At 51.4% G+C, this 25,334-nt stretch carries 26 protein-coding genes; 14 read left to right on the top strand and 12 right to left on the bottom strand.

What is annotated here, in order from left to right:
- Positions 1-87: 87 nt before the first annotated feature.
- The 3 genes from budA (at position 88) to JK216_RS06690 (ending at position 2,932) form a co-directional block, all read left to right on the top strand.
- On the top strand, positions 88-870 hold the full coding sequence (gene budA, locus JK216_RS06700; protein WP_212708836.1) for an acetolactate decarboxylase: 783 nt from the start codon (positions 88-90) through the stop codon (positions 868-870).
- A 35-nt stretch (positions 871-905) separates the two neighbouring features.
- Positions 906-2,582 carry an acetolactate synthase AlsS gene (gene alsS / locus JK216_RS06695; protein ID WP_212711288.1) on the top strand — a complete coding sequence of 559 codons (1,677 nt, stop codon included), beginning with the start codon at positions 906-908 and terminating at the stop codon, positions 2,580-2,582.
- A 179-nt stretch (positions 2,583-2,761) separates the two neighbouring features.
- Positions 2,762-2,932 (top strand): hypothetical protein, encoded by a 171-nt coding sequence (locus JK216_RS06690; protein WP_212708838.1) that lies wholly within the window; start codon positions 2,762-2,764, stop codon positions 2,930-2,932.
- 3 nt (positions 2,933-2,935) lie between these two features.
- Here JK216_RS06690 and JK216_RS06685 read toward each other — a convergent pair whose 3' ends face one another.
- The gene (locus tag JK216_RS06685; protein WP_212711287.1) at positions 2,936-4,723 is read right to left on the bottom strand and encodes an SgrR family transcriptional regulator; all 1,788 of its coding nucleotides are present in this window, start codon (positions 4,721-4,723) and stop codon (positions 2,936-2,938) included.
- A gap of 148 nt (positions 4,724-4,871) precedes the next feature.
- On the opposite strand from JK216_RS06685, the gene JK216_RS06680 reads away from it, so the two are divergent.
- Complete coding sequence (locus JK216_RS06680) at positions 4,872-5,690, top strand: shikimate 5-dehydrogenase (RefSeq protein ID WP_212711286.1); 819 nt, start codon at positions 4,872-4,874, stop codon at positions 5,688-5,690.
- A gap of 77 nt (positions 5,691-5,767) precedes the next feature.
- Positions 5,768-7,147: a fructose-specific PTS transporter subunit EIIC gene (locus JK216_RS06675; protein WP_212708841.1), complete on the top strand. Its 1,380-nt coding sequence runs from the start codon at positions 5,768-5,770 to the stop codon at positions 7,145-7,147.
- A 50-nt stretch (positions 7,148-7,197) separates the two neighbouring features.
- Here the strand turns inward: JK216_RS06675 and eco are convergent, their stop codons facing one another.
- From eco to JK216_RS06655, 4 genes are all read right to left on the bottom strand, one after another.
- Complete coding sequence (eco, locus tag JK216_RS06670; protein WP_212708842.1) at positions 7,198-7,689, bottom strand: serine protease inhibitor ecotin; 492 nt, start codon at positions 7,687-7,689, stop codon at positions 7,198-7,200.
- A 60-nt stretch (positions 7,690-7,749) separates the two neighbouring features.
- Positions 7,750-10,077 carry a Fe(2+) transporter permease subunit FeoB gene (gene feoB / locus JK216_RS06665; protein ID WP_212711285.1) on the bottom strand — a complete coding sequence of 776 codons (2,328 nt, stop codon included), beginning with the start codon at positions 10,075-10,077 and terminating at the stop codon, positions 7,750-7,752.
- Positions 10,074-10,322 carry a FeoA domain-containing protein gene (locus JK216_RS06660; RefSeq protein ID WP_212708844.1) on the bottom strand — a complete coding sequence of 83 codons (249 nt, stop codon included), beginning with the start codon at positions 10,320-10,322 and terminating at the stop codon, positions 10,074-10,076. Before JK216_RS06660 ends, feoB begins: the two co-directional genes overlap by 4 nt.
- Before the next feature lie 221 nt (positions 10,323-10,543).
- Entirely contained in the window at positions 10,544-11,491 is a 948-nt protein-coding gene (locus JK216_RS06655; RefSeq protein ID WP_212708845.1) for an aminoimidazole riboside kinase, read from the bottom strand.
- Between the two features lie 328 nt (positions 11,492-11,819).
- Here JK216_RS06655 and JK216_RS06650 point away from each other — a divergent pair, with 328 nt between their 5' ends.
- Together JK216_RS06650 and JK216_RS06645 are read left to right on the top strand one after the other, a co-directional pair.
- Positions 11,820-13,052 (top strand): amino acid permease, encoded by a 1,233-nt coding sequence (locus tag JK216_RS06650; RefSeq protein ID WP_212708846.1) that lies wholly within the window; start codon positions 11,820-11,822, stop codon positions 13,050-13,052.
- Positions 13,053-13,246: 194 nt separating this feature from the next.
- Complete coding sequence (locus JK216_RS06645; RefSeq protein WP_212708847.1) at positions 13,247-13,813, top strand: methyltransferase domain-containing protein; 567 nt, start codon at positions 13,247-13,249, stop codon at positions 13,811-13,813.
- Between the two features lie 66 nt (positions 13,814-13,879).
- On the opposite strand, the gene JK216_RS06640 is transcribed toward JK216_RS06645, so the two are convergent.
- From JK216_RS06640 to JK216_RS06630, 3 genes are all read right to left on the bottom strand, one after another.
- Positions 13,880-14,440, bottom strand: a complete 561-nt coding sequence (locus tag JK216_RS06640) for a molecular chaperone (RefSeq protein WP_212708848.1) — start codon at positions 14,438-14,440, stop codon at positions 13,880-13,882.
- 302 nt (positions 14,441-14,742) lie between these two features.
- Positions 14,743-14,991: a GlsB/YeaQ/YmgE family stress response membrane protein gene (locus JK216_RS06635; RefSeq protein ID WP_212708849.1), complete on the bottom strand. Its 249-nt coding sequence runs from the start codon at positions 14,989-14,991 to the stop codon at positions 14,743-14,745.
- 282 nt (positions 14,992-15,273) lie between these two features.
- Positions 15,274-15,909, bottom strand: coding sequence for a transglycosylase SLT domain-containing protein (locus JK216_RS06630; RefSeq protein WP_212708850.1), 636 nt, complete (start codon positions 15,907-15,909; stop codon positions 15,274-15,276).
- Positions 15,910-16,073: 164 nt separating this feature from the next.
- Between JK216_RS06630 and ldcA the strand changes: the two genes are divergently transcribed.
- A complete protein-coding gene (gene ldcA / locus JK216_RS06625; protein ID WP_212708851.1) occupies positions 16,074-17,009 on the top strand; it encodes a muramoyltetrapeptide carboxypeptidase in 936 nt (311 codons plus the stop codon).
- A 14-nt stretch (positions 17,010-17,023) separates the two neighbouring features.
- Here ldcA and JK216_RS06620 read toward each other — a convergent pair whose 3' ends face one another.
- Positions 17,024-17,434: a hypothetical protein gene (locus tag JK216_RS06620; RefSeq protein ID WP_249213129.1), complete on the bottom strand. Its 411-nt coding sequence runs from the start codon at positions 17,432-17,434 to the stop codon at positions 17,024-17,026.
- A 150-nt stretch (positions 17,435-17,584) separates the two neighbouring features.
- Here JK216_RS06620 and JK216_RS06615 point away from each other — a divergent pair, with 150 nt between their 5' ends.
- From JK216_RS06615 to JK216_RS06600, 4 genes are all read left to right on the top strand, one after another.
- On the top strand, positions 17,585-17,968 hold the full coding sequence (locus JK216_RS06615; protein ID WP_212708852.1) for a DUF4186 domain-containing protein: 384 nt from the start codon (positions 17,585-17,587) through the stop codon (positions 17,966-17,968).
- A gap of 98 nt (positions 17,969-18,066) precedes the next feature.
- Positions 18,067-18,411, top strand: a complete 345-nt coding sequence (locus tag JK216_RS06610) for a hypothetical protein (RefSeq protein WP_212708853.1) — start codon at positions 18,067-18,069, stop codon at positions 18,409-18,411.
- A 347-nt stretch (positions 18,412-18,758) separates the two neighbouring features.
- Positions 18,759-19,007, top strand: a complete 249-nt coding sequence (locus tag JK216_RS06605; protein ID WP_212708854.1) for a CsbD family protein — start codon at positions 18,759-18,761, stop codon at positions 19,005-19,007.
- A 153-nt stretch (positions 19,008-19,160) separates the two neighbouring features.
- Positions 19,161-19,685: a DUF523 domain-containing protein gene (locus JK216_RS06600; protein WP_212711284.1), complete on the top strand. Its 525-nt coding sequence runs from the start codon at positions 19,161-19,163 to the stop codon at positions 19,683-19,685.
- Positions 19,686-20,032: 347 nt separating this feature from the next.
- On the opposite strand, the gene JK216_RS06595 is transcribed toward JK216_RS06600, so the two are convergent.
- Positions 20,033-20,227, bottom strand: coding sequence for a hypothetical protein (locus tag JK216_RS06595; protein WP_212708856.1), 195 nt, complete (start codon positions 20,225-20,227; stop codon positions 20,033-20,035).
- A 318-nt stretch (positions 20,228-20,545) separates the two neighbouring features.
- On the opposite strand from JK216_RS06595, the gene JK216_RS06590 reads away from it, so the two are divergent.
- A complete protein-coding gene (locus tag JK216_RS06590) occupies positions 20,546-21,085 on the top strand; it encodes a DUF2058 domain-containing protein (RefSeq protein WP_212708857.1) in 540 nt (179 codons plus the stop codon).
- A 65-nt stretch (positions 21,086-21,150) separates the two neighbouring features.
- Here JK216_RS06590 and JK216_RS06585 read toward each other — a convergent pair whose 3' ends face one another.
- Positions 21,151-21,849, bottom strand: coding sequence for an RluA family pseudouridine synthase (locus JK216_RS06585; RefSeq protein ID WP_212711283.1), 699 nt, complete (start codon positions 21,847-21,849; stop codon positions 21,151-21,153).
- Between the two features lie 242 nt (positions 21,850-22,091).
- On the opposite strand from JK216_RS06585, the gene JK216_RS06580 reads away from it, so the two are divergent.
- Positions 22,092-23,735 carry a dihydroxyacetone kinase subunit DhaK gene (locus JK216_RS06580; RefSeq protein ID WP_212711282.1) on the top strand — a complete coding sequence of 548 codons (1,644 nt, stop codon included), beginning with the start codon at positions 22,092-22,094 and terminating at the stop codon, positions 23,733-23,735.
- A gap of 534 nt (positions 23,736-24,269) precedes the next feature.
- Here the strand turns inward: JK216_RS06580 and JK216_RS06575 are convergent.
- On the bottom strand, positions 24,270-25,334 hold a 1,065-nt coding region (locus tag JK216_RS06575), incomplete at its 5' end, for a DUF1983 domain-containing protein (protein WP_212715375.1).

Raw genomic sequence — 25,334 nt, 5'->3', positions numbered from 1 at the left:
GTGGGTACTGCATCATATTGGAATTATCTGCGGTGACCTGTCAACCTTTAGGCCACAAGGTTAAGCAAAAAACCGCAGGAAATAATCATGGAAACAGCAAGTTGCGGATGCAGCTGCATCAGCGATATCACCCGGGCAGCACTCAGACTGGAAAAAAAACAGGGTGAGAATGTCATTTATCAGGCTTCCCTGATGAGCGCCCTGTTGAGCGGTGTTTATGAAGGCGATACCACAATCCGTGAATTACTGGAGCACGGGGATTTCGGGCTCGGCACCTTTAATCATCTGGATGGTGAAATGATCGCTTTTAACAGTGACGTATTTCAGTTACGCAGCGATGGCAGTGCACGCAGCGCCCACCCGGACCAGAAAACGCCGTTCGCGGTGATGACTTTTTTCAACCCGACCCATGAATATACTATTGACCGCCCCCATACCCGCCAGCAGATCCATCAGATTATTGACGAAACGGTCGCCAGTAAAAACCTGTTTTGTGCCCTGCGCATCGACGGTCATTTCGAAAAGGTAGATACCCGTACCGTGCCGGAACAGCACCGTCCTTATAAACCGATGATGCAGGCTGTTGAAGAACAGCCGGTATTTCATATTCAGCGCCAGGACGGCGTGCTGATTGGTTTTCTGACGCCCGAGTATATGCAAGGCATTAATGTGGCGGGTTACCACGAACACTTTATTAATCAGCAGCGCAGCAGCGGCGGCCATGTGCTCGATTACCAGGTCAGTGAAGGGAAACTGACGTTTGGCACTATCGAAAAACTGCTGATTGATTTCCCCGGAGATAACGATTTCCGTAACGCCGATCTGAATCCGGACGATCTCAGTGCGGCTATCCAGTCAGTGGAAGGTTAACCCTCTGCGCGTAACGGCTAAGTAAGGATTTTACTGTGAAAGATACTGAGAAAAAAACCGGGTGGAAATGCGGCGCAGATTTGGTGGTCGCTCAGCTGGAAGAGCAGCAAGTTAAGTATGTGTTCGGTATCCCCGGCGCGAAAATTGACCGGGTATTTGACTCTCTGGAAGACTCTCCGATTATCACTGTTCCGGTGCGGCTGGAAGCAAACGCCGGATTTATGGCCGGGGCCATTGGTCGTCTGACGGGTAAAGCCGGTGTGGCGCTGGTCACTTCAGGCCCGGGGTGTTCAAACCTGATTACCAGTGCCGCCACTGCCACCTCCGAAGGTGACCCCTTTGTCGCCATCGGCGGGGCCGTTAGCCGGCAGGACCATCTGAAACAGGTACACCAGACCATGGATACCGTGTCGATGTTCCGTCCGGTCACCAAATATGCGGCCGAAGTTACCTCCTCATCGGCGATTGCCGAAGTCCTGTCTAACGGGTTCCGTGCCGCTGAGTTTGGTCGTCCGGGGGCATCATTTATCAGCCTGCCGATGGATATTGTCAACGAGCCCGCCAGCGGACATGTGCTGAGCGCACGCCTGCCGGCACTTGGCAGCGCACCACAAAAAGAGATTAATCAGGTTGCCGCACTGATCCGTCAGGCCAAAAACCCCGTATTGCTGCTCGGTCTGATGGCCAGCCAGACACGTAACGCCGATGCCGTACGCAAGTTACTGAGAAAAAGCGACATCCCTGTGACCAGCACTTATCAGGCTGCCGGGGTGATCGATCAGGATCACTTCTCACGCTTTGCCGGCCGTGTCGGTTTATTTAATAACCAGGCCGGCGACCAGTTACTGCGTAATGCTGACCTGATTATTACTGTCGGTTACAGTCCGGTAGAATATGAACCGGCAAAATGGAACCGCGGCGCGGCACAACTGGTGCATATTGATGTGCTGCCGGCCGAAAATGACAGTAATTACTCTCCGGATGTTGAATTAATCGGCGATATTGCAGAGACCGTCGATTTGCTGGCCGGACAGATTGATCAGCGTTATATATTAAGCAGCGGCACAGCCGCCATTTTGCAGGAACGCCAGCAGCAACGTGAGTTACTGTCGCGCAAGGGTCACAGCCTGCAGCAATTTGCCATCCATCCGTTACGGCTGGTGAGGGCAATGCAGGATATCGTGAATAACGATGTCACCCTGTGCGTGGATATGGGCAGCTTCCATATCTGGATTGCCCGTTACCTTTACAGTTTCCGTGCCCGTCAGGTGCTGATCTCCAACGGGCAGCAGACCATGGGCGTGGCACTGCCATGGGCGATTGGTGCCGCACTGGTTGACCCGCAGCGTAAAGTGGTGTCTGTGTCCGGAGACGGTGGTTTTATGCAGTCCAGTATGGAGCTGGAAACCGCAGTCCGGCTGGGCGTTAACCTGCTGCATATTATCTGGGTGGATAATTGCTACAATATGGTGGCGATTCAGGAAGACAAAAAATATGCCCGCACCTCCGGGGTGGATTTTGGTCCGATTGATTTTAAAGCCTACGCTGAAGCCTTTGGCGCCAAAGGTTTTGCCGTCACCTCTTCTGAAACGCTGGAAAGCACGCTGCGTGCCGCAATGGATGTTCAGGGCCCGGCGGTTATCGCCATCCCTGTGGATTACAGCGCCAATGCCCTGCTGATGAGCCAGCTGAATATGGCCGAAATGTTTTAACCCGCGGCGGTCATCACCGCAGGGGAGCAAAAGTGCTGCCCTGCGGCTGTGGTGATACGGGTTACGGACATGGGTTGTTACCCGGGTTAGCCGTTGCAAACACTTTCGCTGCAATAATTCGCCGGGGTTAAGCTACACTCTGAATTGCTGATTTATTATCCTATAACCGGAGGTTTCAGATGATAGCCGGATTTGTTGCCCTGATGATTGCTCACTCCCGTGTACTGCCTTTTTCTGTCGCCCTGTACTCTACGGAATCCCGCTGCCAGACCGCCATCAGCCAGCAGCAGCCAAAGTATCCGAAAACGCCACTGCTGTGTGGTGAGGTGATGCGCGGCAGCTATATGTAATGGTCAGTTGTCTGCCGCTGGCGGCACCATCCATGCGCGGGTGAAGTCAAACCAGCCGAGGTTATTCAGATGAATACCCTGTGCCTGCCCCGGACCTTTCAGCCGCATCCAGTGGTGGAACAGCGGCTGTAACCAGCCATCGCGGATCACTTCACGGGTCAGTTGTTTTGCCCCCAGTGTCTGCTCCCGCCACTGCTGTTGCCAGCCGGCAAACCGTTGCCTGTCCCCGCCGGATACTGAGTGTTTTAGCAGTGGCATCCCCAGCAGCCAGCTGCCGACGTGCCAGCTTTCAGGGACCGCAAAGTTAACCGTCCCCAGCCAGAGATCGGCTTCCGCATCGCCGCGCGCCCATTGCTGATACTCCAGCCCGAGCAGAGTCAGGGTAATATTGTGTTGCTGCAGCAGATGCTGCATTTCGCAGGCCAGCATGGCAAATTCCGGGTGCTGAAGATGATACGCCAGGGTCAGTTGCCCGCAGCCCTCTGACTGGCGTGTAAATGGCGGAATGGTCACCGGGCCGTCATCCATATAGTGCAGCCAGTCCGGTAACAGGCTGCCTGCAGGGATCCAGAATGGCCGGATCGGCGCAATAAAACGCTGGATCAGCGCGTAAGGGTTCAGTACTTCACGGATCCAGCGGCGGTGTTCTGGTTTTTTCCAGTAAGCCGAACGGCTGTCGCAGAGCAAAAAATAACCGCCTTTTTCGGGAAACATCTCACCGGAAACATCGTCCGGCGGGCCGCTCAGTCCTGCGGCCATCCCCGAAGTGTATTCGATATCACTCAGGCTGGAACTCAGCCATGCCGCCGGAGCAACCGGATGCAGCCGCGCGGTGGCTTCTGCCGGCGGCGCAGCCTCTCCCTGTTCCGATAAAGGCCAGACAATCACTTCGATATCATCCAGCAGCCCGCGGAAACCGAAATAGTCATCAAATGCCTGCATCCGTAAATGCCACTGATCATTTTCGGCGACAAAATACGGTCCGCTGCCGATCGGTCTGACAGCAAAGTCTTTGCGGCTGGCATGGTCAGCTGGCAGGATCAAGGCAGCAGTGTCGGTCAGTAATAAAGGTAATTGCGGATCAGGCTGGCTCAGTTCAATCACTACCGTCAGACTGCCCTGTGCCGTAACCTGCCGCAGGTGCGAAAACAAGGGTAATTCTGCGCTGCGGATTAATGAGGCCACCACATCCTTGCTGGTCAGTTCTTTACCATCATGGAAACGGACCGCCGGCCGCAGATGAAAAGACCACTTCAGCTCACTGCTCTGTGACCAGAAATGAGCCAGATCGGCTTCCGGCCGGCCACTTTGCGGATTAATACGGGTCAGCCCGCTGAAAATCTGTTTCACCAGATGCGCTTCTGAACGACGCAGAGGGGTCCCCGGGTACAGATGCGGCATGGTCCGGTAATAGGGGATCCGCAGAGACTGACGATCCTGGCGCACACTGTAGCCCAGTTTTTTCCTGAGCAATGCCGACACCAGCGGCTGCTGATTATCAAGTAACCGCACGGCGCTGCCAATGTCGCCGTCATCCAGCAGATGTTCCGCTTTTGCTAACAATAGCTGCTGTTCGCTGCAACGCAGGATCAGCCGCGACTGATGACCACGTCCCGCATTTGCCTGCCATTCCAGCCAGCCCGCATCCTGCATTCTTAAAAGTAATGACCGCATGTGCCGTTTGGTACAGCACAGCTGATCAGCCAGCGCCCCTAAGGTGGTAGTGATATCCCGTGACGGAAAATAGTTCAGTAATCTCAGATAATGTTGTTCAAGTCGTGTTACCGGCATAAAAGAGGAACTCCTTTAATAAAAACATAGCCGTTTTTACCTTCCTCTTTTTAGTTCATTATCAGAGTGACGACAAGTTTTAACAAATTTATCAGTGTGGTCTGCCGTCCGGACAACCTGAAAAAAACAGAGCGACAAGGAGTAATGTATGACCCGCCAGATTAATAAAGACACCACCATTTGTATGTCACTGGCCGCACGCCCCAGTAACTTCGGTACCCGCTTTCATAATTACCTGTATGACGCCCTGGATCTCGATTATCTGTATAAGGCCTTTACTACCCGCGATTTACCTGCCGCTATCGGCGGTGTCAGGGCATTAGGTATCCGTGGCTGTGCGATTTCAATGCCTTTTAAACAGCAGTGTATTCCGCTGGTCGATGAACTGGATGCCTCCGCCGCGGCGATTAATTCAGTCAATACTATCGTCAATACTGACGGTTATCTGAAAGCCTATAATACGGATTACATTGCGATCGCCGCCCTGCTGAAACAATACCAGGTCAGTAATCAGCTCAGTTTTGTCCTGTTTGGCAGTGGCGGTATGGCAAAAGCTATCGCCTGTGCCCTGAAAGATGCCGGTTTTAAAGACGGCTGGGTGATCGGTAACAATGCCGACAGCGCAGCGGAACTGGCGGAGCTTTGTGGTTTTCGTTCAGCGACCGATATGACATCGTTGCAACCGCAGTTACTGATTAACGCCACCCCTATCGGTATGACAGGAAGCCCGGACGCAGAGAAACTGGCATTTTCCGTCTCGCAGATACAGGCGGCAGAGATAGTTTTTGATGTGGTCGCCCTGCCGGAAACAACGCCGTTGATTAACTGTGCCCGTGAACTGAATAAAACCGTGATCACCGGTTCGGAAGTGTTTGCTATTCAGGCCGTTGAACAATTTGCACTCTATACGGGGATTCGTCCGTCGAACCAATTGTTCCGTGAGGCCGCCGCCTATTCACGACAATAATCTGCCGGCCTCTGTACCCGGTAAGCTTAAAACACCTGTTAAACCAATAATACGAACTGAAATATAAGGTGTATTCCATGAGTCAGCGAATGGTTGCAGTAACCGCCTGTCCTACAGGTGTCGCACATACGTTTATGGCCGCAGAGGCTCTGAAAACCGCCGCCGAAAAGCTCGGTTACCTGCTTAACGTGGAAACCCGTGGCTCCGTGGGCGCACGGGATTTACTGAGTGATGACGATATCCGGCAGGCAGATGTCGTCATTATTGCCGCAGATATTGATACTGATTTATCCCGTTTCGTGGGAAAACGTATTTACCGCACCAGCACCAGTGCGGCACTGAAAAACCCGCAGCAGGTACTGCAACAGGCCGGCGAGTCAGCCACTGTGTACAATACCGCCGCCTCCGGCAGGAGTGGCGGGACAAAAAACCAACTGCCCTCCGTCTACAAACACCTGATGACCGGGGTGTCACATATGCTACCGCTGGTAGTCGCCGGGGGATTATGTATCGCCTTATCTTTTGTCTTCGGGATTGAAGCATTTAAACAACCGGGCACCCTGGCGGCGGCATTAATGGATATCGGGGGGAAAGCGGCTTTTGCCCTGATGGTGCCGGTGCTGGCAGGCTATATTTCTTATTCGATTGCTGACCGTCCCGGGCTGGCACCCGGCCTGATTGGCGGTATGCTGGCCGCAACCGGTGGCGCCGGTTTTCTCGGCGGGATTGTCGCCGGATTTCTGGCCGGTTACACCGCCCGCTTTCTGACGCAGAAAATCCGTCTGCCGGCGTCCATGGAGGCATTAAAACCGGTACTGGTGATCCCTTTACTGGCCACTCTGGTGACCGGGTTGATTATGATCTTCGTGGTGGGCGGACCGGTGGCGCGGGTAATGGCCGGCCTGACGAATTTCCTCGCCAGTATGACAACCGCCAATGCAGTACTGCTGGGGGTGTTACTGGGAGCAATGCAATGCTTTGATCTCGGGGGACCGGTCAATAAAGCGGCCTATACTTTCGGCGTCGGTCTGCTGGCATCCCATACCTACGGTCCGATGGCCGCAATTATGGCTTCAGGCATGGTTCCGGCCCTCGGCATGGGAATCTCCACCTGGCTGGCGAAAACTAAGTTCAGTCAGCAGGAGCGGGAAGCCGGTAAAGCCTCCTTTGTTCTGGGCCTGTGCTTTATTTCAGAAGGTGCTATCCCCTTTGCCGCCAGGGATCCCATCAGGGTTATCCCGTCAACAATGACAGGCGGCGCACTGGCCGGCGGGATGTCGATGTATTTTGGCTGTACCCTGATGGCACCACACGGCGGGCTGTTTGTACTGGCTATTCCAAACGCGGTTGATCATGTGGGACTGTATCTGCTGGCCATTATTACTGGCAGCCTGGTGACCGGGGCAATGTATGCGTTACTGAAACCGGGGCTGGCACTGACAACAGTAAAATCCTGACGGTTAAACGGCTCCGGTGAGCACCGGAGCCGTTTACTGGCTGAAACAGATTAACGGACCTGAGAAGAGATCACCTGTTTACCCGCCTGCCAGACACGATAGCTGACCTGTACGCCCTCAGGCGCATAAACAACCAGCGGCAGTTTACTGTTATAGCGCAGTAATTGCTCCCCGGCCGCAGGCAGCGTCACCAGAGTATTTTTCTTAGGGGTATCGACACAAGCCATGCGAGTTGATACCGCCCCGGGCTGCAGGCTGACCTGATAATAAGGATAGCCCCAGCCTTTGACGGTCTGCTCACTGAGTTCCCCGGCCAGCCGGACCTGGTTACAATCGGTCAGCATCTGTTTACCAATAATCAGTTCCACCCTGTGCTGTGGTTCGTCGGCAAGTACCGGCAACAACATGACATGGCGCTGCATATGTTCAGCAGCCGGAGGATAAGGTTTAAGCTGTGCTTCAGCGTCCGCTGTGGCGGCCTGTGCCGCACTGCCGAACAATATTGCCGGAACAAACACTAAGGCTACGGAGAGTCTGATCATAGAATTTCCTAAAGTAAGTAATACAACATCATTCTGTACTGGCCTTCAACCGCTAAGGTTTCAGTGACAACCCCTGCCGCCACGACAGGCAGTACATTGTCTGCAGGCCATCGCCGGACTGCCCGGGTTGAGACTGCGTGGTGTACAGCGGGACATTAACAGTATCAGCAGCAGGTTATATACTATCACCCCTGTCAGAATCAGTCCGGCACTGAGAGGGGATTCGCGAAAACTGATTAACTGCCAGCTGACTGTCGCGACGGACCAGGCAATACTCAGCCCCCAGAACACCGAAAACAGCATCCAGTAACGATTACTTTCGCGGGTGATCGCCCCCATAACCGAGGCACAGGGTACATACAACAATACAAACAGCAGATAACAAAATGCGCCGCCACTGCCGGCAAACTTCTGCTGCATCAGCCCTGAGGCGGCAATCCCCATTTCTGCATCCCCCTGGCTGGCCTGCAGAGGATTTTCCAGTGCCGCCGGACTAAAGGTTGCTGCCAGACTGTCACGCGTCGCTTGCCAGGCTGCTGTCAGTTCTTCCCATGGACTGAACTGTGACGGATCAAAAGACTGTTCTTCCATCATTTGTGAAGTATAGAGCGTATTTAACGTGCCGATCACCACTTCTTTCGCCATCGCGCCGGTGATCAGGCCAACCGTTGCCTGCCAGTTATCCTGCCGGATACCCATTGGCTGCAGCAACGGTGTGATAAACTGGCCGACTGTTTGCAGTGCCGGCGGGTTTTCAGGGCTGACCACTTGTCCGTTAATTGCAAAACTGTTCAGGCCACTGATCAGTAAGCTGACCACCACTATCACTTTCCCTGCCCGCCAGACAAATTCCCGTAATCTCTGCCAGCTTTGCAGCATCAGGCTTTTCATATGCGGCAGATGGTAGAGCGGCAGTTCCATAATAAATGGCCGGGCTTCGCCACGCAGCAATGTGTATTTCAGTAATAAGCCGGTCATTATCGCAACCACAATCCCGGTAAGATACAGGGCAAACACCGCCAGGGCGCTGTGGTGACCGAAGAATACCGACGAAAAAACAGCGAAAATCGCCAGTCTGGCACCGCAGGACATAAAAGGTGCCATTAATATCGTCATCAGTCGTTCCCGCGGGGAGTCGAGACTGCGGGTCCCCATCACCGCCGGGACATTGCAGCCAAATCCGGTGATCAGCGGGACAAAGGATTTACCGGGCAATCCCAGCCATTGCATCAGCCGGTCCATGACAAAGGCCGCCCGTGCCATATAGCCGGAATCTTCCATAAAGGTCATCAGCAGGTACATAATGCCGATTTGCGGTATTAAAGGCAGTACCGTATTGATCCCTCCGCCAATACCGCTGGCCAGAAAATCCGTCACACCGGACGGCAACTGTCCGGCCCAGCCCAGCCATTGAATGCCGTGAATAAACAGGGTCACGGAACCAAGGTCAAACAGGGGTTGCAGGGCCCCGCCGACATTAATCGCCAGAAAAAACATCAGGTACATCATCAGAAAAAATACCGGTAATCCGAGCCAGCGGTTCATGACTATCCGGTCCAGTCTGCGGGTCAGCAGGTGCGGTGTGGCGGACTGCTGGCTGACAACATCATCCGCCAGTTGCCGCGCTGTCTGCTGACGTAACCTGGCCATTTTTAATGGAATATCCTCCTCCTCTCCCGGCAGTGCATCGGTCTCTGTCAGGACGTTTTCTGAAAGATACTGCCGACTGCAGATATCCCCTTCCAGTACTTGCAATGCCAGCCAGCGCCGAAGTGCCGGCGGAAAAGAAGCACTAATATGCGCTGAGATTTGCGATGCCAGCTGATCTATTGCCGGGGGTAATGCCAGTAAGTCAGGCGGTTGCCTGGCTGGCGGTGAGGCCTGGCTGTGATCGATAGCATGTTTCAGGGCCACCAGCCCCTGTTTACGGGTCGATACCATCGGGATCACCGGACATCCCAGCCGTGCCGCCAGTCGCGGAATATCCGGAATAATGCCGCGCTGTGCCGCCACATCCATCATATTAAGCACCAGAATGCAGGGAATTCCGGTAGCAAGTAACTGTAAGCTCAGCCATAAGTTGCGTTGCAGGGCACTGGCATCAACCACATTAATCAGTAGTCCGGCGTTATGCCCGACAATAAACTGCGCTGCGATTTGCTCATCAACCGAGGCTTCTGGCGAGGTCACGGTCAGAGAATAGAGCCCCGGTAAATCCACCAGCTGGACCAGCGCACTGCCGGTAGTAAAAAAACCTTCTTTACGTTCGACGGTCACACCTGCCCAGTTACCTGTGCGCTGACTGGCACCGGTTAACTGATTGAACAGGGTGGTTTTACCGGTATTCGGGTTTCCTGCCAGCCCAATGGTCAGTGGTTTTCTGCTCATCGCTGATCGCCTCCGCCAGTGGCTGGCAGTCTTTCCAGGCTCAGTGAGCGTAAATCTCTGCGGCGTAACATCAGATTCATGGTGCGGGTATGGATCTCCAGCGGATCACCTAACGGGGCGACCCTGACTACCTGAAAATCAGTACCCGGCAGTAAGCCCAGTGACAGTAACCTCTGCCGGAATGCAGGCGGTGTTTGCGGGTTAATCGCGCGGATAAGATAACGGTGACCGGCAGTCACTGTCATAGCAATATTCCTTATTCAGTCATTCGGTATCAGTCAATGACCGGTATAATAATGAGAATAGTTCTCAATTGATTTGACGCAAAGCAAAGAATCCGCCAATTGTGTGATCTGACGCGAGGCAGGGGCAGCAGGCAGGACGCGGCGAGGGTCGCAAATACAGCAGACAGAAGGCTGACAGCAAAAACCAGCCGGCGGTGCTCACCGCCAGCCGGCTGGCAGGTTTAGCAACCGGAGGAAGCCAGTAACCCGTACTGATGAATAAAGCTGTGCAGTTGTACCGGGGTAGGTAATGCCGGCAGTGCACCTTTGCGGGTGGTTGCCAGTGCGCCACAGGCACTGGCCTGAGAGATAAGTGCACTGATCTGACTGAGATCCGGCATGCCATGGCGTGCCAGCCAGGCCAGTAAGCCTGCCATAAAAGCATCCCCCGCCCCGGTGGTATCAATGCTGTCCACCGGATAGCCGGCAAAGCTCAGGGTCTGTCCCTGATAGATAACCACCACACCGTCTTTACCCCGGGTAATAATTTTCAGGGCAGCCGGATAAGGTTCCAGGCAATGCAGCGCCTGCTGTAATTCCGTACTCTGATCGTCAGCCAGCCAGAATAATTCATCATCAGACAGTTTCAGAATATCGGCGGCAGCACACTGCTGCCGGACGACCTGCCTCATCTGTTGCTTATCGGCCCACATTTGCTCACGCAGATTAAGATCGAAACTGACACTGCCATTGTTTTCTTTAATCCGTGATACTGCCTGCAATGTAGTATCGCGACAGGTTTCTGCCGCCAGGGCCAGTGAACAAAAATGTAAAATATCCCGACCGAAAGGCGGCAAATCATCACTGGTCAGAAATTGATCTGCCGATGGATTCACCAGAAAAGAGAAACTCCGTTCGCCGCTTTCGGCTAAATCGACCATCACGGTACTGGTGCGGTGTTCTGCATCGCGGATCATATATCCCGCGTCAACACCCTGTTCTTCCAGTGTTTTTTTCAGGAAGCGACCGAAGGTGTCTTCACCTACCCGGCCGATAAACGCGGTTTCTGCCGCCAGCCTGGCCGCACCGACAACCACATTAAATGGCGCTCCGCCGGCACAAGCCTGGTAGCGCATTTCGCCGACGGGAAGCAGGTCAACTACCGCGTCACCCAGAGCCCAAATTTTCATGTTATTTCCTTCATTTTGTCTGTCAGGGGACACCGGCAACCCCGGTTGACGCTTCAGAGACACCCAGTTTTTACGGCGACGAATTATAACGGAAAATAAATAATGTTCGTTCATAATCACAAAATTTATTTATTAATTTTTTATGCATAACCGCTGATTAAGCCATTATTCCCGTGCAGAGTGGCCATAAAAGGACAATAACCACAGGAATCAGGCCCTCAGTTACATTTCTCTTACACTTCTGTCCGGCGACAGCGTCTAACATATAACTTTTTATTATGGTAGATTAGCCCACTTTTTTTATTTATCGGGTGGATACTCTCGCAAGATGATTAAATGTTGGTCGAAAGAAGAAACTTTATGGAGTTTTGCGCTCTATGGCACTGCGGTAGGGGCCGGAACGCTGTTTCTGCCCATTCAGTTAGGCTCCGCAGGCGCAGTTGTGTTGTTTCTGACAGCATTACTGGCCTGGCCTCTGACCTACTGGCCACATAAAGCATTATGTCAGTTCATTCTGGCTTCCAAAGCCGGTCATCTCCAGGATGGTATTACTGCAGCAGTACGGGAGTTTTTTGGCCGCAAAGTCGGCAATCTGATCTCTGCGTTATACTTTGTCGCTTTTTTCGTGGTGATACTGATTTATGCTGTTGCTATTACTAATTCACTGGCGGAACAGCTGGCAAGGCATATGACCGTTGGTCACGGTACCCGGATATTGCTCAGTCTGGCAGTGGTCGCGGTACTGAACCTGATCTTTCTCACCGGACGAGGTATGACGATTAAGGTGATGGGCTTTCTGGTCTTCCCGCTGATAGCTTACTTTCTGTTCCTGTCCGTCTACCTCAGCAGCCACTGGCAGCCTGCCCTGCTGACCTCCGGTCTGACTTATACCCCCTCTACCCTTCATGCCATCTGGTTTTCTATCCCTGTTATGGTGTTTGCCTTTAGCCATACCCCCATTATTTCTACCTTTGCTGTTGCACAGCGCGAGAAATATCATGACCAGGCGATGGCTAAGTGCAAAAAAATCATGAAGGTTGCTTATCTGATTATCTGCCTGAGTGTGCTGTTTTTTGTCTTCAGCTGCTTTATGGCCATTCCGGAGGCTAATGTCGAGGTGGCTAAACAGCAGGGTCTGACCATCTTGTCTGCACTGTCAATGATGTCTTCCTCTGCCGGCTGGCTGAGTGTCTCAGGGATTGTTGTCGCGGTTGTCGCGATGTCTAAATCGTTTCTCGGCACCTACTTTGGTGTGATCGAAGGGGCGACCCAGCTGGTCTCTTCTGCAGCGCAGCAGGCAGGTTTCAAGCCGGGCCCGAAACTGAGCCGCGGCTTATCTGTGGCTATCGTGTCGGTGGTGACGTTTATTATCTGTTGCCTTAACCCGAATGCACTGTCGATGATTTATGCCATCAGCGGTCCGTTAATCGCACTGATCCTGTTTATTATGCCAACCCTCTCCTGCTGGCTGGTACCTGTATTACGGCCATACCGTTCCCTGGCCAATGTGCTGGTGCTGATTGTCGGTGTGTTATGTGTCTCGGTAATGTTTTTTAAATAATCCCCTGCCAGCCTGTTTTCCTGACAGGCTGGCTTGTTTTCTCCCTGCCAATATCGCATCTGTTTTGCTATAAAAATCACACATCCCCCGGTTACAGACTATTCTGATAATTGTAAGTTTCCGTATGAAGACAGGCACTTTATCGCGGAATCAGGTACATAGTAGTAACAGTTAATTTGGTCATGGAGGTCTGCATGCTAGCGTCTGCCATTAGTCTGGTTCGGTCCAAGGCAGGTTTTGTCCAGCAATTTATTCGTAATCCGCGAAAGGTGGGCAGTATCACCCCATCATCGATAGCATTGTGTGAAACAATGGCTGCCTGTGCTGACTGGAAAGATGTCCGCCGGGTCGCGGAACTGGGTGCCGGAGATGGTGTGTTAACGAAAGTTCTGCTGAAGCATATGGCGACACATGCAGAAATTGATGTGTTTGAAATCAGTCCGCCACTGGTACGCAGTCTGAGAGCAATTAACGACCCGAGGGTCAGGGTGCATGCCAATTCTGCCGAGCGGCTCAACGGTCAGTACGACGTGATTTTTTCCGGACTTCCCCTGCTATCATTAGACCCTCCGGTTCGCCATGCCGTGTTGTCGGCGGTGCATAAAAGCCTCGCGCCGGGCGGGGTATTCGTGCAATTTCAGTATACCTCCCTTACCCAGTCAGAACTGTCGCGTTACTTTACCTGGGAACGGAAACGGGTGCTGAAAAATGTTCCGCCGGCCTGGGTATACCGCTGCACTCATCACTGGACACAAGGTTAAACGGGTTATCCGGCTCAGAGCGGTAAAAACACCCCCTGAGCGGATACTGATAACTACCGTGATAAATTAACGGGGTTCCTGCTGCTGTTCTGACAACTCTTCATACATCGCCTGAATCGCCCCCCGGGTGAGTCCTGCCAGGCTGCGATAGAATGCCGTTTCTGCATTCGCTTCAGTCTTACCAAGAAATGCCCCGCACCACGGAAGTAAAAACTGTTCAAACACTGTCATCTGCGCCAGATATTCATCTTCCTGTGACTGGTCTTCCAGCCAGGAGGTCGCCAGTAATAATACCCCGAAATGGTTAGCCGGCGTTTCACTCAGAGGCATACCGCGTTGTTGCAGAAATGTCCGGACCTCATCCTGCTGAGGGCCGCCTTCCCAGTCAGATCCAAACGGTGAGACTGCCGGTACTTCTCCGCCGAATAACGCACGATAATCCTGTTCCAGCGCAGGAAGGTCACAGCTTTTTTGTAACACCGCCAGTAATTCATCCTGTTCCAGTGGCCATTGCTGCTGTAGTTTGCCTTCGCTGATTACCGTCAGCAGTGGCTGCATTACCGGATCGGCCGGTGAGCGGTTATACAATGAACCGAGAATACGACAGATCAGTGAAAATTCATTCATGGAGGATAATTCCTTGCGCGTTAATATCCGGCCCGCGAGATTCTGATGCCCGGCGAATAAAAGCGGGTTGCCGGAAAGTAATATAGCGCAGTATTTAAAGTCCCCTGCCGGCAGTTGTCAATTAAAGCTTGCCGATTGTGAGGTTTTTGCGGGAGATAGCGGTATATCCGGCTATCATGACAGAAATATCAGAGATGCAGACAAAAAGGGCCATACCGGAGGTATGGCCCTTTGTTCAGTAATGCCAGAACAGGCCGTTTAGCCGGTTCTGTTACCCCGCAAAGCAGAATGTATTACCGGGATCAGCTTTTAACTTTTCTGTAAATCCACAGTACCACCAGCGAACCGATCACTGCGACTATAAAGCTGCCGAAATTAAACCCGTTGACTTTGCCAAAGCCAAAAAACGTACTGATCCAGCCGCCGACCAGTGCCCCGACAATCCCTAAGATCACCGTCATAATAAAGCCGCCACCGTCTTTTCCCGGCATAATCCATTTAGCCAGAATACCGGCGATTAGCCCGAAAATGATCCATGAAATAATACCCATAACAGCTCCTTACATTTGATGACTTTACGTAAATCAGAACAATGTTATTCAGTGTAATCACTGTCTGCTTTTTTTCACCCGCTAATAGCCAGGTAATGGACTGCGCAGCAGATACGCAGACTGTCAGGCATTTTGCATCAATGGTACCGGAATTATCCTGCAGTCACATTAATACATCCTGTACAGCAGGTAAGTATAGTCACAGAGTCAGCAGAAGGCGACCTGTCAGAAAAAATTATGACTGGCTGCCGGATATTTAACCAGCACCCTTAGTAACTCGTATTAACTGTCACGATAAGCATTCGTGACTTTCCACAAATAACGCGGAGCCTGGCTGGCCGGATGTCTGCGCTCAATAAAACGATAGAACTGCTGTGGCGTCATATCATTAATCATCGCAATCGCTGTATTGCGGTTGCGGGAGAAGGTGCGTAATAAGGCACCGGCTCCGTTGGAGTATGAGACGATGGTTGCATAGCGCAATGTGACAGGATTATGAATGCCGGACAACATACTGTTTTGCAGGATTCTAATATATGCCGTGCCAATCTCAATATTTTTAGCCGGATCTCTCAGCTCGCTGCGGGTGGGCTGCCCCCGTTTACCCTGCACCCGGTAAACCTCACGGCCTGCGGTGGATGCCTTTATTTGCATCAGACCCACCGCATCAGAACGGCTGACTGCATTCGGGTTTCCACCAGACTCGACACTAATAATGGCGCTGATTAAACGTTGATCAACGCCATAATGACTGGCAGCATCTTCGGTGAAAAGGGACCAGTCATCATTACTGGTCAGTACTCTGGAAGGCGGTGCTTCAATGAGTGGTGTATATTTTTGCTGTACTGTATGCGTCGGTGGTTCACTGGCACACCCTGCCAGTAATAAGGCAGAGAGCACAAGAAATTTTATTTTCACGTTATCGTTATCCTGATCATTTTGCGTCGCCTATGATACAGATTTCTCATCCGCAGAAAATTACCGTTTGTCTTAAATACCCCGAGACTGAAAGGCGTGACTTATCCCGCTATTTTCGCCATGATGGCTCTATTATCTGACTTATTTGCTGCAAACTTACTGCTATGTCTGTTAACCCTACAATCCGATTAATCGCCCCTTCGGGCTATTGTATTAACCAGCAGGCCGCTGAGCGCGGACTGGATTATCTGCTGACTGCCGGTTACAGGCTGGAGAATACCGGGGTTGTTACCCGGCGCTATCAGCGATTTGCCGGCACGGATGAACAACGACTTGCTGACCTCAACCACCTTGCTGACTGTGAAAATCTGCCGGATATTGTACTCGCGGTACGTGGTGGTTATGGTGCCAGCCGGTTACTGAGTCAGATTGATTATTCTGCACTGGGAAAGCGTTTAGCGGGACAGCCGGTCGCGATTTGTGGTCACAGCGATTTCACCGCCATTCAGCTGGCATTGTTATCCCGGTGCGGCTTAATTACTTTCAGCGCGCCGATGCTGGCAGGTAATTTTGGCGCCAGCCCGCCGTCTGAATTTACCCTGCAGCACTTTCGTAATATTCTGAGGCAAAAAAGTTATACCATCCACTGGTCAGGAAATAAACAAAAAGATTTCAGCGTCAGCGGCACACTGTGGGGCGGGAATCTGGCGATGATCAGTTCACTGACCGGTACCCCCTGGATGCCACAGACAGATAACGGTATTTTAGTGATTGAAGATGTGAATGAACATCCGTTCCGCATTGAAAGAATGTTATTGCAACTGTGGCATGCGGGTATCCTGCAACGTCAGCAGGCAGTAATCACCGGCAGTTTCAGCGGTGCCCGTCCCTCTGAATATGATCAGGATTTCTCACTGGACAGTGTATGGCAATACCTGCAGGAACTGAGCGGCGTTCCCTTTATTGATGGCCTGAGTTTTGGTCATGAACAACAAACTGTTACTCTGCCAATCGGAGCGACAGCAGAGTTAACCAGCAGAGCGGGTCAGAATAGCCTGACCCTCAGTGGTTATCCGGTGATCAGCAGTTCCCGCCAGTAATCCACTGTTTCCGGTTAACTGCTGGCTGAACCGGTTGCGGCTGAATAGTTCAGGGGAGTAAGTGTCAGCAGCGGATCGGGACGGCTGTCAGTTCTTTCACAGGGCACCAGTGTTGTGGTGCCTGCATACACAAAAAATGTATTTTGTGTGGCGTTATCCACCATCAGCTGGTCGCCGTTACGAAACAGGGTAATGGATACGGGCTGACCATCCTGTAACCGGGTACGGTCCTGCCCTGCGGCAATCTGAAAGTTATTATCACCCCACATCAGTGTTGAAATACCATATTCCGCACGATCAATGGTCATGGTCGGACGTCCGGCACATGAAATCTGGAATTCGTCCCCGTCATTAGGGGCCGCAAAAGCTAATGCTGTGCTTAAAGGCATCACGATGCCTAATACTGTGGCAATGATCTTTTTCATCACTCATCCTGAGATATGTTTAACGGAGATAATTATTTACTGTGTAGCAAATGATAACCAGATTAAACAACAGAAAACTATCCGCTTAGGTTACAACATAATAAAATTGATGACTGGTGCTATATTCCCGCGTGTACAGGTAAAGACTTTATGATCTCTTATCAGCAATTATCCCGCCGTCTGGCTGGCTCTCCGTTTCGCAGCCGGTTTCATCTTGGCGTAAAAGAACGGCAGTATTGCCTGGAAAAAGGTGCTGAGGTGGTGATGCAGCATGCCGCCGACTTTGTCCGCCAGCGGCTGTCGGCGGCAGAGCCGGTAAACGACGGTAAGCAAACCCCGATGCGCGGCCATCCGGTATTTATTGCCCAGCACGCAACGGCAACATGTTGTCGCGGCTGTCTTGAAAAATGGCACCGTATTCCCGCCCGTCAGCCATTAGATGATGCCTGCCAGCGTTATATCTGCGATGTTCTGTTTCGCTGGCTACAGGGTGAGATAACTGCTCCCGCCCCATCTGTTATCTCCGGAAAGTAATCCGCGGCTGTATTATCGTTCACCCTGTCGCCTCCGGAAATGCTATGCTTGAGATCCCGGTAAAACGATAATTACCCGCAATGGACTAAGGTGATGTTATGCGTTATCTGCTGATGGCTGCCGTACTGGTATTAATCACTGGCTGTACCTCCCAGCCCCGCGGGCGTTTGTGTGACGGAGAAGTGTCCAGCCTGTATGGTCAGAATCTCGGCCGCAGTAATGCATGGGTATTTGATCAGGTGAATTATTTTACTGTCAGCAAAAATGCTGTGCGTATTAACAGCGGACCATTAATTTCAGCAGATCGCCAGTTGTATATTCCGGCGGCCGTCACCGCGGAAGGCTATTATGCCCAGCGACTGGGAGATAACCGTTTCCGGCTGATTAATTCACCGCAAAACCTGATGGTCACCTGGACCTGCCCTGCCCCCGGCACTGAATAGTCATGGTGGCCGGCTTTTCCGACAGGTATTTCTGGTATTTCCTGTAGCAGATTTTTATATTTTGTTGCATAACCCGCCACCTGCTGCCCGGCAGCAGAAAGCATGAATACATCAACTATCACCTGAAGAGCGCGCTATCCTCGCCCGGAGGCTTAACAGCCTGCCGGTAAGGTATTATGTACCACTGTTCTTTCTTAAAGGGCTGTCTCTGCCCGATTGGTCCGTAAAGATCCTTCACCCTGACTTAAGAAAATTCCGGTTCCCTGATGAGGAAAAAATCCTCTGCTATACTTAAAAACAACTGATAAAACAGCCAAACAAATCAGTCAAACAAAGGAGAGTTCTGTATGAGTGATAAATTTCAGGATAAAGCGCAGGAACTGGCCGGTGCTGCACAGGAAGCTTATGGTGATATCACCGACTCACCTGAGCATTCAGTAAAGGGTGCTGCGCGTAAATACGCTTCACAGGCAAGCTATGCTGTGCGGGATGCTGCTGATACCATCAAAACACAGGTCTCCGACAAACCTTATACCGGTGTCGCGATTGCGGCGGCTGTCGGGGTGGTGTTTGGTTATCTCCTCGGCCGTAAATAACCGCGGATTGTTTACAGTTAGTACATTACTTCCGGCCCCGTTATTTTTCAGATAACGGGGCTTTTTATTGACAGTGATAGCCGCGGAAATAATCATACACCGGACTAGAAACCGTTATAATCCCCCCTTCCCGGATGACTACCTGAAACAGCAATGAAAAGTAAAATACTGATAAGTGCCTGCCTGATGGGTTTCAATGTCCGTTATAACGGCCGCGATAAACCTTTTGTCTCTGATGCCCTGCAACAACTCCGCCAGCAAAACCGTCTGGTTATTTTTTGCCCTGAAGTGGCAGCCGGGCTACAGACGCCCCGTCTGCCGGCAGAAATACGGGGCGGCAATGGTGACCAGGTACTGACGGGTGCAGCCAGTATTGTGGAAAGTGACGGAACAGATGCCAGTACGGTCTATCGGCTGGCTGCCAGACTGGCACTGACAACCGCCCTGCAGCACGGTTGTCGTTTTGCCTTACTGACAGATGGCAGTCCGACCTGCGGCAGTCAGCACATTTATAACGGAACGTTTTCAGGACAACAGGTCAATGGCCAGGGTGTAGCGGCGGCTTTATTACGTCAGCATGGCATTGAAGTATTTTCTCACCGACACCCTGAACAGTTACTCGCCAGAATAGCGATCACCGAAACCAATCCGCGGCTCCTGCCACATTTTGCCGGTTGAGAAATAATTCATCTGAAGGGTTAATACTGACAGAAAGGGGTTGCAATTGAGAATCATTACCACTATCTTTAGCTCTGTCGAATAGTTGATTAAAACAGTCAACTATTTGACACGACATTGCTCACATTGCTTCCAGTTATCTTTGCCCGCTGACCGCGGGCTTTTTTTTGTCTGCGGTTGCGCAGACAGTACAGCACCGGAGACTGTGCTGTAGCTCAGAGCCTGCCATAGAAGATGGCAGCGCTCATGACAGTATTTACTGCTTACTGCTTACTGCTTACTGCTTACTGCTTACTGCTTACTGCTTACTGCTTACTGCTTACTGCTTACTGCTTATCAGTCTGAGTTCAGCCTATCCGGATACAACCATTATCCATACCGGCCTGGCTGTCGGGGTTCATCACCACTTTTTCCTGCATACCATTTGCCAGCTTAACCATAAATTCTTTATTGCCAGCAGCCAGATGGCCATTTTCGATTTCTGTCATCTCAGTGACAGCGACGTAACAATGACGCCCGTGTAAAAACATTTTCGCCAACATATTATTTCCTTTTTTATGTTATCTGCTTAATTATCCTGTTGTCAGGTTACAGCAATGTGTCACCGGTTTTTTTTCCTTTCGTGTCTGCGACAGAATGACAACAGGGTCGCCATATTAACCATATAGTTAGCATGGTTACAACGTATTTAACTCTCTCTGCAACAGAGTATAGACCCTGAATCTCTGTCGCTCTCTGTAAAGCACAGCTGAGACCGGTTTTTGTGATAAACATTTCTGCTATTCACTGGCAAAACCCGCAACAGACAACCGAATTAACGTTATAATCCGGAAAATTATTCAATATGTTCAGGTATTACGATGACAAAACTTAGCTTACAAGAACAGATGCTGAAAGCCGGACTCGTCACCAGCAAAAAGATGGATAAAGTTCAGAGAACCGCAAAAAAGTCCCGTGTGCAGGCCCGTGAGGCTAGAGAAGCTGTAGAAGAAAATAAAAAAGCGCAGCTGGAACGAGACCGGCAACTGAATGAACAACAGAAACTGGCTGCATTATCTAAGGAATATAAAGCCCAGGTACGCCAGTTAATTGATATGAACCGGGTACTGATTACCAAAGGCGATATTGAATTCAATTTCACCGATAATAACCTTATCAAAAAAATAACTGTCGATAAAACCACCCAGTCTCAGCTAATCAGTGGCCGTCTTGCCATTGCACGTCTGATAACTGCGCATGCAGACCGCCCCGACTACGCGATTATTCCCGCCGTCGTCGCCGACAAGATTGCACAACGCGACGCCGGGAGTATTGTTTTGAACAGTACTCTGACGCCTCAGGAACAGGATGAAGACGATCCCTATGCAGACTTTAAAGTACCTGATGACCTGATGTGGTAACCCTTGCTGCGGCGGACAGGGTATCTCTCTGTTCGCTGGCGGCAACAGCAGCCACGGTACGGAGTTCAGAACGGGCAGTGACTACCGGCATCCACCACCCGACCGGTGACCGGATGAGTAAAGTGTAATTGACTGGCATGCAGCATCAGTCTCGGCAAGCGGTCACTGCCTGGCTGCTCACGACCACCATAGAGATCACAACCAGCAATCGGAAATCCCAGATGCTGACAGTGAATTCGCAGCTGATGCGTCCGGCCCGTTTCAGGCAGTAATCGTACCCGGCTGACCGGTAATAACGTCCCGTCGGCTAACGGATATGTTTCATGCCCGAGCAGCCGGTAAGCAGAGCGGGATACCTTCCCTTTAACAGCACAGACCGACATTCTCGGAAACAGGGCGGGATCTTTGGCTATCGGTGCATCAATGATTCCTTCACTCTGTTTCAGATAACCGCACAGTAATGCTTCATATTGCTTGGTGACCCGACGCTGACTGAACTGCTGACTAAGTGCCGCATTTATTGCTTTATTACGGGCAACGATCATCACTCCCGAGGTGCCGAAATCCAGCCGGTGCACCAGTGTGCAACCGGGAAACGCTTTCACCAGCCGGTAATGTACTGAGTCCAGGTTTTGCGGGTTTTTCCCTGACAGGCTCAGTAAACCGGCCGGTTTATTAATCAGCAGCAAATGCTCATCCTGATAAAGAATTTCAATCGAATCAGTACAGGGAGGCGCAATAAAAGTATCGACAATAGCAGACATCAGATGATCCGGAGAATAACAGGCAGCGGATCATAACCAATTTCTGTACTGCTGGCGACCTTTGCCGGTCTTCATCATTACCGCTGATTCAGCGCACTTCCCTGCCGCTATTTTCCTGCGAATGACCGGTATCAGCACCGATTAAATTGTGACTTAGATCACATTAACTGGGATGCACTTCCCCGCGGGGATAAATCTGTCTCACACTGAGAGTCGGTGTTTTTTGTTGCGGAGTAATACTGATGAGTCATTTTTTCTACGATAGCAAAGACCAGATTATTGACAATGTCCTTGAGGGGATTATCCGGACCAGTCCGCATGCTAATCTGACGCGGCTGAAAACCGGTACCGGGTTGCGGGTAGTGATCCGCAATGACTGGGATAAACAACAGGTCGCCCTGATTTCCGGTGGCGGATCTGGCCATGAACCCATGCATGCCGGTTTTGTCGGGAAAGGTATGCTGACGGCCGCCGTCTGCGGTGATATTTTTGCCTCACCGGGGGTTGATGCGGTCCTCAGTGCGATTATTAATGTCACCGGTGACGCGGGCTGCCTGTTAATTGTGAAAAATTATACGGGAGACCGCCTGAACTTCGGGCTGGCAGCAGAAAAAGCCCGGGCACTGGGTTATAAGGTGGAAATGGTGCTGGCCGGGGATGATATCTCCCTGCCTGACAATCCGCAGCCGCGCGGTCTTTCGGGGACCATACTCGCCCATAAAGTGGCCGGATATGCCGCCAGTCAGGGCCTGTCGTTAACCGAGGTCACAGAGCAGACGCGGGCCGTATTAAATAAAACAGCGACCCTCGGGGTTGCCCTTTCTTCCTGTCATTTACCGGCGTCTGATGAAGAAGACCGGGTGCCGGCAGGGAAAAGTGAACTGGGAATGGGAATTCACGGCGAGCATGGGGTCGCAACACTTGATACACAGAACAGCCGTGAAATTGTACAGCAACTTACCCAACGGCTGTTATCTCATCTCGGGGACTCATCAGATCTGTTACTGATGATAAATAATCTCGGCGGTTTCTCAGCACTGGAACTGGCAATACTCAGTCAGGAGCTGCTCAGCTCCCCATTAGGCAAGCGGGTTAGTTATCTGCAGGGCCCGGCGACCCTGGTCAGTGCGCTGGATATGAAAGGCGTTTCACTGACCGTATTGCCTCTGACCCCGCAACTGCTGGCAGCCCTGCAGGCACCGGTGGAAGTCTCCGGCTGGTCGCCGGTGTATACACCGTCACAGATGCACTGGCATCAGGCCGCCCCGCTGCCGGAAAATAGCCCGGTGACCCCGTCAGAAAATGCACAAACTGCTGCTATTCTGGTCTCAGCATGCCAGGCATTAATCGATAATGAACAACAGCTTAACCGGCTGGACAGTCATGTGGGTGATGGTGATACGGGGTCAACGCTGGCGACCGGCGCACGGTTTGTAGTAAAGGCGGTACAGGATAAGCAACTGCCGCTCAATGATCCGGCAGCACTGTTGCGCTGGCTGGGAGAAAGTATTACCACCCCGATGGGCGGTTCAGGAGGAGTATTGCTGTCGTTATTATTTAGTGCGGCCGCTGAGGGATATGCAGAGCAGCAGCATATAGGTAAGGCATTGCTGGCAGGACTGGAACAAATGAAAAAATATGGCGGGGCAAAAACGGGAGACCGTACCATGGTTGATGCCCTGCAACCGGCTCTGGAGGCCCTGGCAGCAAATGCTGACTGGGATCAGGTAGTCGCAGCAGCAGAGAAAGGGGCCGCGGCGACAGCGGAGATGAAAAAAGCCGGAGCCGGCCGCTCTGCTTACCTGAATGCAGACAGCCTGCAGGGTCATATTGATCCCGGAGCCCGGGCTGTCAGCGAAGTATTTTCCGCAATCCGCCGCCATTGAGGGTAGCGGGTCAGCACGGGAGCCTGTACGCTGCCGTGCTGCCGGACAGAGTCATACTGTCCCTGTTTATCATAAACACCCCCTGCAATATAAAAGCAATCAGGAACCAACCAATAGCTTTAGCTTTGAGGTATCTGTATTTCACAAGGAGGGTGAATATATAAAAATCAGATCTAAATTAATCCCCGCCCCGTTACACAGACATATTCATAATGTGCCTAATGCAATGATTTAATTAGGTTATATTGAGTAAGTTCGTGCACACAGAGCATTGCCGCAATATCCCTCGACCTGACACTTGTTAGTTTGAGTTATATCGCGGCAATTTTTTGTCCCATACATGCCCCACTATTCCGGCCTTTCAAAACTCTTCACCATAAATGTCACCACTCCGATCACTCGCGCATCATCCAGCATCTCACCGTCAATAATTCCACCATAAGCAATATTTACTGGTCAGATAACCGGGAAAAAACAACTATTCCCGCGTAAGGGGGAGGACAGGAATAGTTTATCCGTCTGCGAAAGGTTAGATTACGCCTTTGAAGCAACTACCATAAGATAATCCATCAATCTCGTTAACCGCCCATCCGTTTGATAAGCATCGTATCCAACAGTGCATGATTGCCCTGCCGCCAAGGTGAAGGAATATGATTGCATGTTCACATCAACAGGAACACCAGTGAAGTTTGCGGACACATTACTGTCAGCTAACACGGTGTATCTCACAGCCCCATCAACTTTTATCTGGACCCTTGCAACATTACTATCTCCTGAGTTTTTATTCTTAATTGCGTATGCATATATGGCAGGGATTGCAATAACACGATTGATGGATGTTGCCGGAATTGTTACCGCTCCCCCTCTCGGCAAATAAAACATCTTGCAAACATCGCCGTCTATGTTGTTTGCGCTCAGCGTTCCCTGGATGTTGCAGTTTTTCCCAATAGTTACATTATCAATAGTCCCCTGACTCGCATAAACAGTTCCCCTTACCGTTACATTGTTGAATATGGCGTATCCGTCTTTACTTATCAGCCACCCTGTAGATCCTGCCGACCAGTCGTAGTTATTTGAGGCGATATAATCCCCGATTTTCGCACTCGTAATTGACGCATCAGCAATGATTGCTGAATCCATAACAACCTGGTTATTAACAACGGCAAACGGCGATTTGATATTCCCATTATCACCGCTTATCACCGCAAACCGGTCTGCCTGCACCAGGAACTGAGTACCGGTATTGTCGCTGGAAAGCCCGAAGCCAGCCACGCGCTTATTGCCGTTCGAGTCCGTCTGAACTTTCAGTGAATACGTTGCTGAAACTGTCCCATCAAGGGCCACTACAGTCTTATTAACCGCCGATATCTGAGAGCTATTATTATTCACTGACGTGGACAGGCTATTGATGGACTTAGCTTGCGAGTCGATCTCAGAACCATGGTTGTTGACCGTTGTTGTCAGAGAGCTTAATGCTGATGCATCCGCCTTGTCTGAAACAGTCTTATTCGTCTGTGACAGGCTGTTATTCAACTGAGTAATATCGCTCCCCTGAGAGGTTATCGTATTACCCTGCTGCGTCACCTTGTTGCTAAGAGT

This window comes from Tatumella sp. JGM94 (assembly GCF_018257595.1).
In the GTDB taxonomy this organism is placed as follows: Bacteria; Pseudomonadota; Gammaproteobacteria; order Enterobacterales; family Enterobacteriaceae; genus Tatumella; species Tatumella punctata.
The sequence above is the reverse complement of the archived record's forward strand: the minus strand, read 5'-3'. Positions and strand labels throughout refer to the sequence as shown.

Excerpts from the sequence above, each read along its gene's own strand:
- eco (WP_212708842.1), bottom strand. The coding sequence starts at position 7,689 with ATGATCAGACTCTCCGTAGCCTTAGTGTTTGTTCCGGCAATATTGTTC.
- JK216_RS06590 (WP_212708857.1), top strand. The coding sequence starts at position 20,546 with ATGACAAAACTTAGCTTACAAGAACAGATGCTGAAAGCCGGACTCGTC.
- JK216_RS06635 (WP_212708849.1), bottom strand. The coding sequence starts at position 14,991 with ATGGGTATTATTTCATGGATCATTTTCGGGCTAATCGCCGGTATTCTG.
- JK216_RS06610 (WP_212708853.1), top strand. The coding sequence starts at position 18,067 with ATGCGTTATCTGCTGATGGCTGCCGTACTGGTATTAATCACTGGCTGT.
- JK216_RS06585 (WP_212711283.1), bottom strand. The coding sequence starts at position 21,849 with ATGTCTGCTATTGTCGATACTTTTATTGCGCCTCCCTGTACTGATTCG.
- JK216_RS06620 (WP_249213129.1), bottom strand. The coding sequence starts at position 17,434 with ATGAAAAAGATCATTGCCACAGTATTAGGCATCGTGATGCCTTTAAGC.
- JK216_RS06680 (WP_212711286.1), top strand. The coding sequence starts at position 4,872 with ATGACCCGCCAGATTAATAAAGACACCACCATTTGTATGTCACTGGCC.
- JK216_RS06690 (WP_212708838.1), top strand. The coding sequence starts at position 2,762 with ATGATAGCCGGATTTGTTGCCCTGATGATTGCTCACTCCCGTGTACTG.
- JK216_RS06660 (WP_212708844.1), bottom strand. The coding sequence starts at position 10,322 with ATGACAGTGACTGCCGGTCACCGTTATCTTATCCGCGCGATTAACCCG.
- budA (WP_212708836.1), top strand. The coding sequence starts at position 88 with ATGGAAACAGCAAGTTGCGGATGCAGCTGCATCAGCGATATCACCCGG.
- JK216_RS06595 (WP_212708856.1), bottom strand. The coding sequence starts at position 20,227 with ATGTTGGCGAAAATGTTTTTACACGGGCGTCATTGTTACGTCGCTGTC.
- JK216_RS06645 (WP_212708847.1), top strand. The coding sequence starts at position 13,247 with ATGCTAGCGTCTGCCATTAGTCTGGTTCGGTCCAAGGCAGGTTTTGTC.
- JK216_RS06655 (WP_212708845.1), bottom strand. The coding sequence starts at position 11,491 with ATGAAAATTTGGGCTCTGGGTGACGCGGTAGTTGACCTGCTTCCCGTC.
- JK216_RS06685 (WP_212711287.1), bottom strand. The coding sequence starts at position 4,723 with ATGCCGGTAACACGACTTGAACAACATTATCTGAGATTACTGAACTAT.
- JK216_RS06580 (WP_212711282.1), top strand. The coding sequence starts at position 22,092 with ATGAGTCATTTTTTCTACGATAGCAAAGACCAGATTATTGACAATGTC.
- JK216_RS06600 (WP_212711284.1), top strand. The coding sequence starts at position 19,161 with ATGAAAAGTAAAATACTGATAAGTGCCTGCCTGATGGGTTTCAATGTC.
- ldcA (WP_212708851.1), top strand. The coding sequence starts at position 16,074 with ATGTCTGTTAACCCTACAATCCGATTAATCGCCCCTTCGGGCTATTGT.
- JK216_RS06615 (WP_212708852.1), top strand. The coding sequence starts at position 17,585 with ATGATCTCTTATCAGCAATTATCCCGCCGTCTGGCTGGCTCTCCGTTT.
- feoB (WP_212711285.1), bottom strand. The coding sequence starts at position 10,077 with ATGAGCAGAAAACCACTGACCATTGGGCTGGCAGGAAACCCGAATACC.
- JK216_RS06650 (WP_212708846.1), top strand. The coding sequence starts at position 11,820 with ATGATTAAATGTTGGTCGAAAGAAGAAACTTTATGGAGTTTTGCGCTC.
- JK216_RS06675 (WP_212708841.1), top strand. The coding sequence starts at position 5,768 with ATGAGTCAGCGAATGGTTGCAGTAACCGCCTGTCCTACAGGTGTCGCA.
- JK216_RS06640 (WP_212708848.1), bottom strand. The coding sequence starts at position 14,440 with ATGAATGAATTTTCACTGATCTGTCGTATTCTCGGTTCATTGTATAAC.
- JK216_RS06605 (WP_212708854.1), top strand. The coding sequence starts at position 18,759 with ATGAGTGATAAATTTCAGGATAAAGCGCAGGAACTGGCCGGTGCTGCA.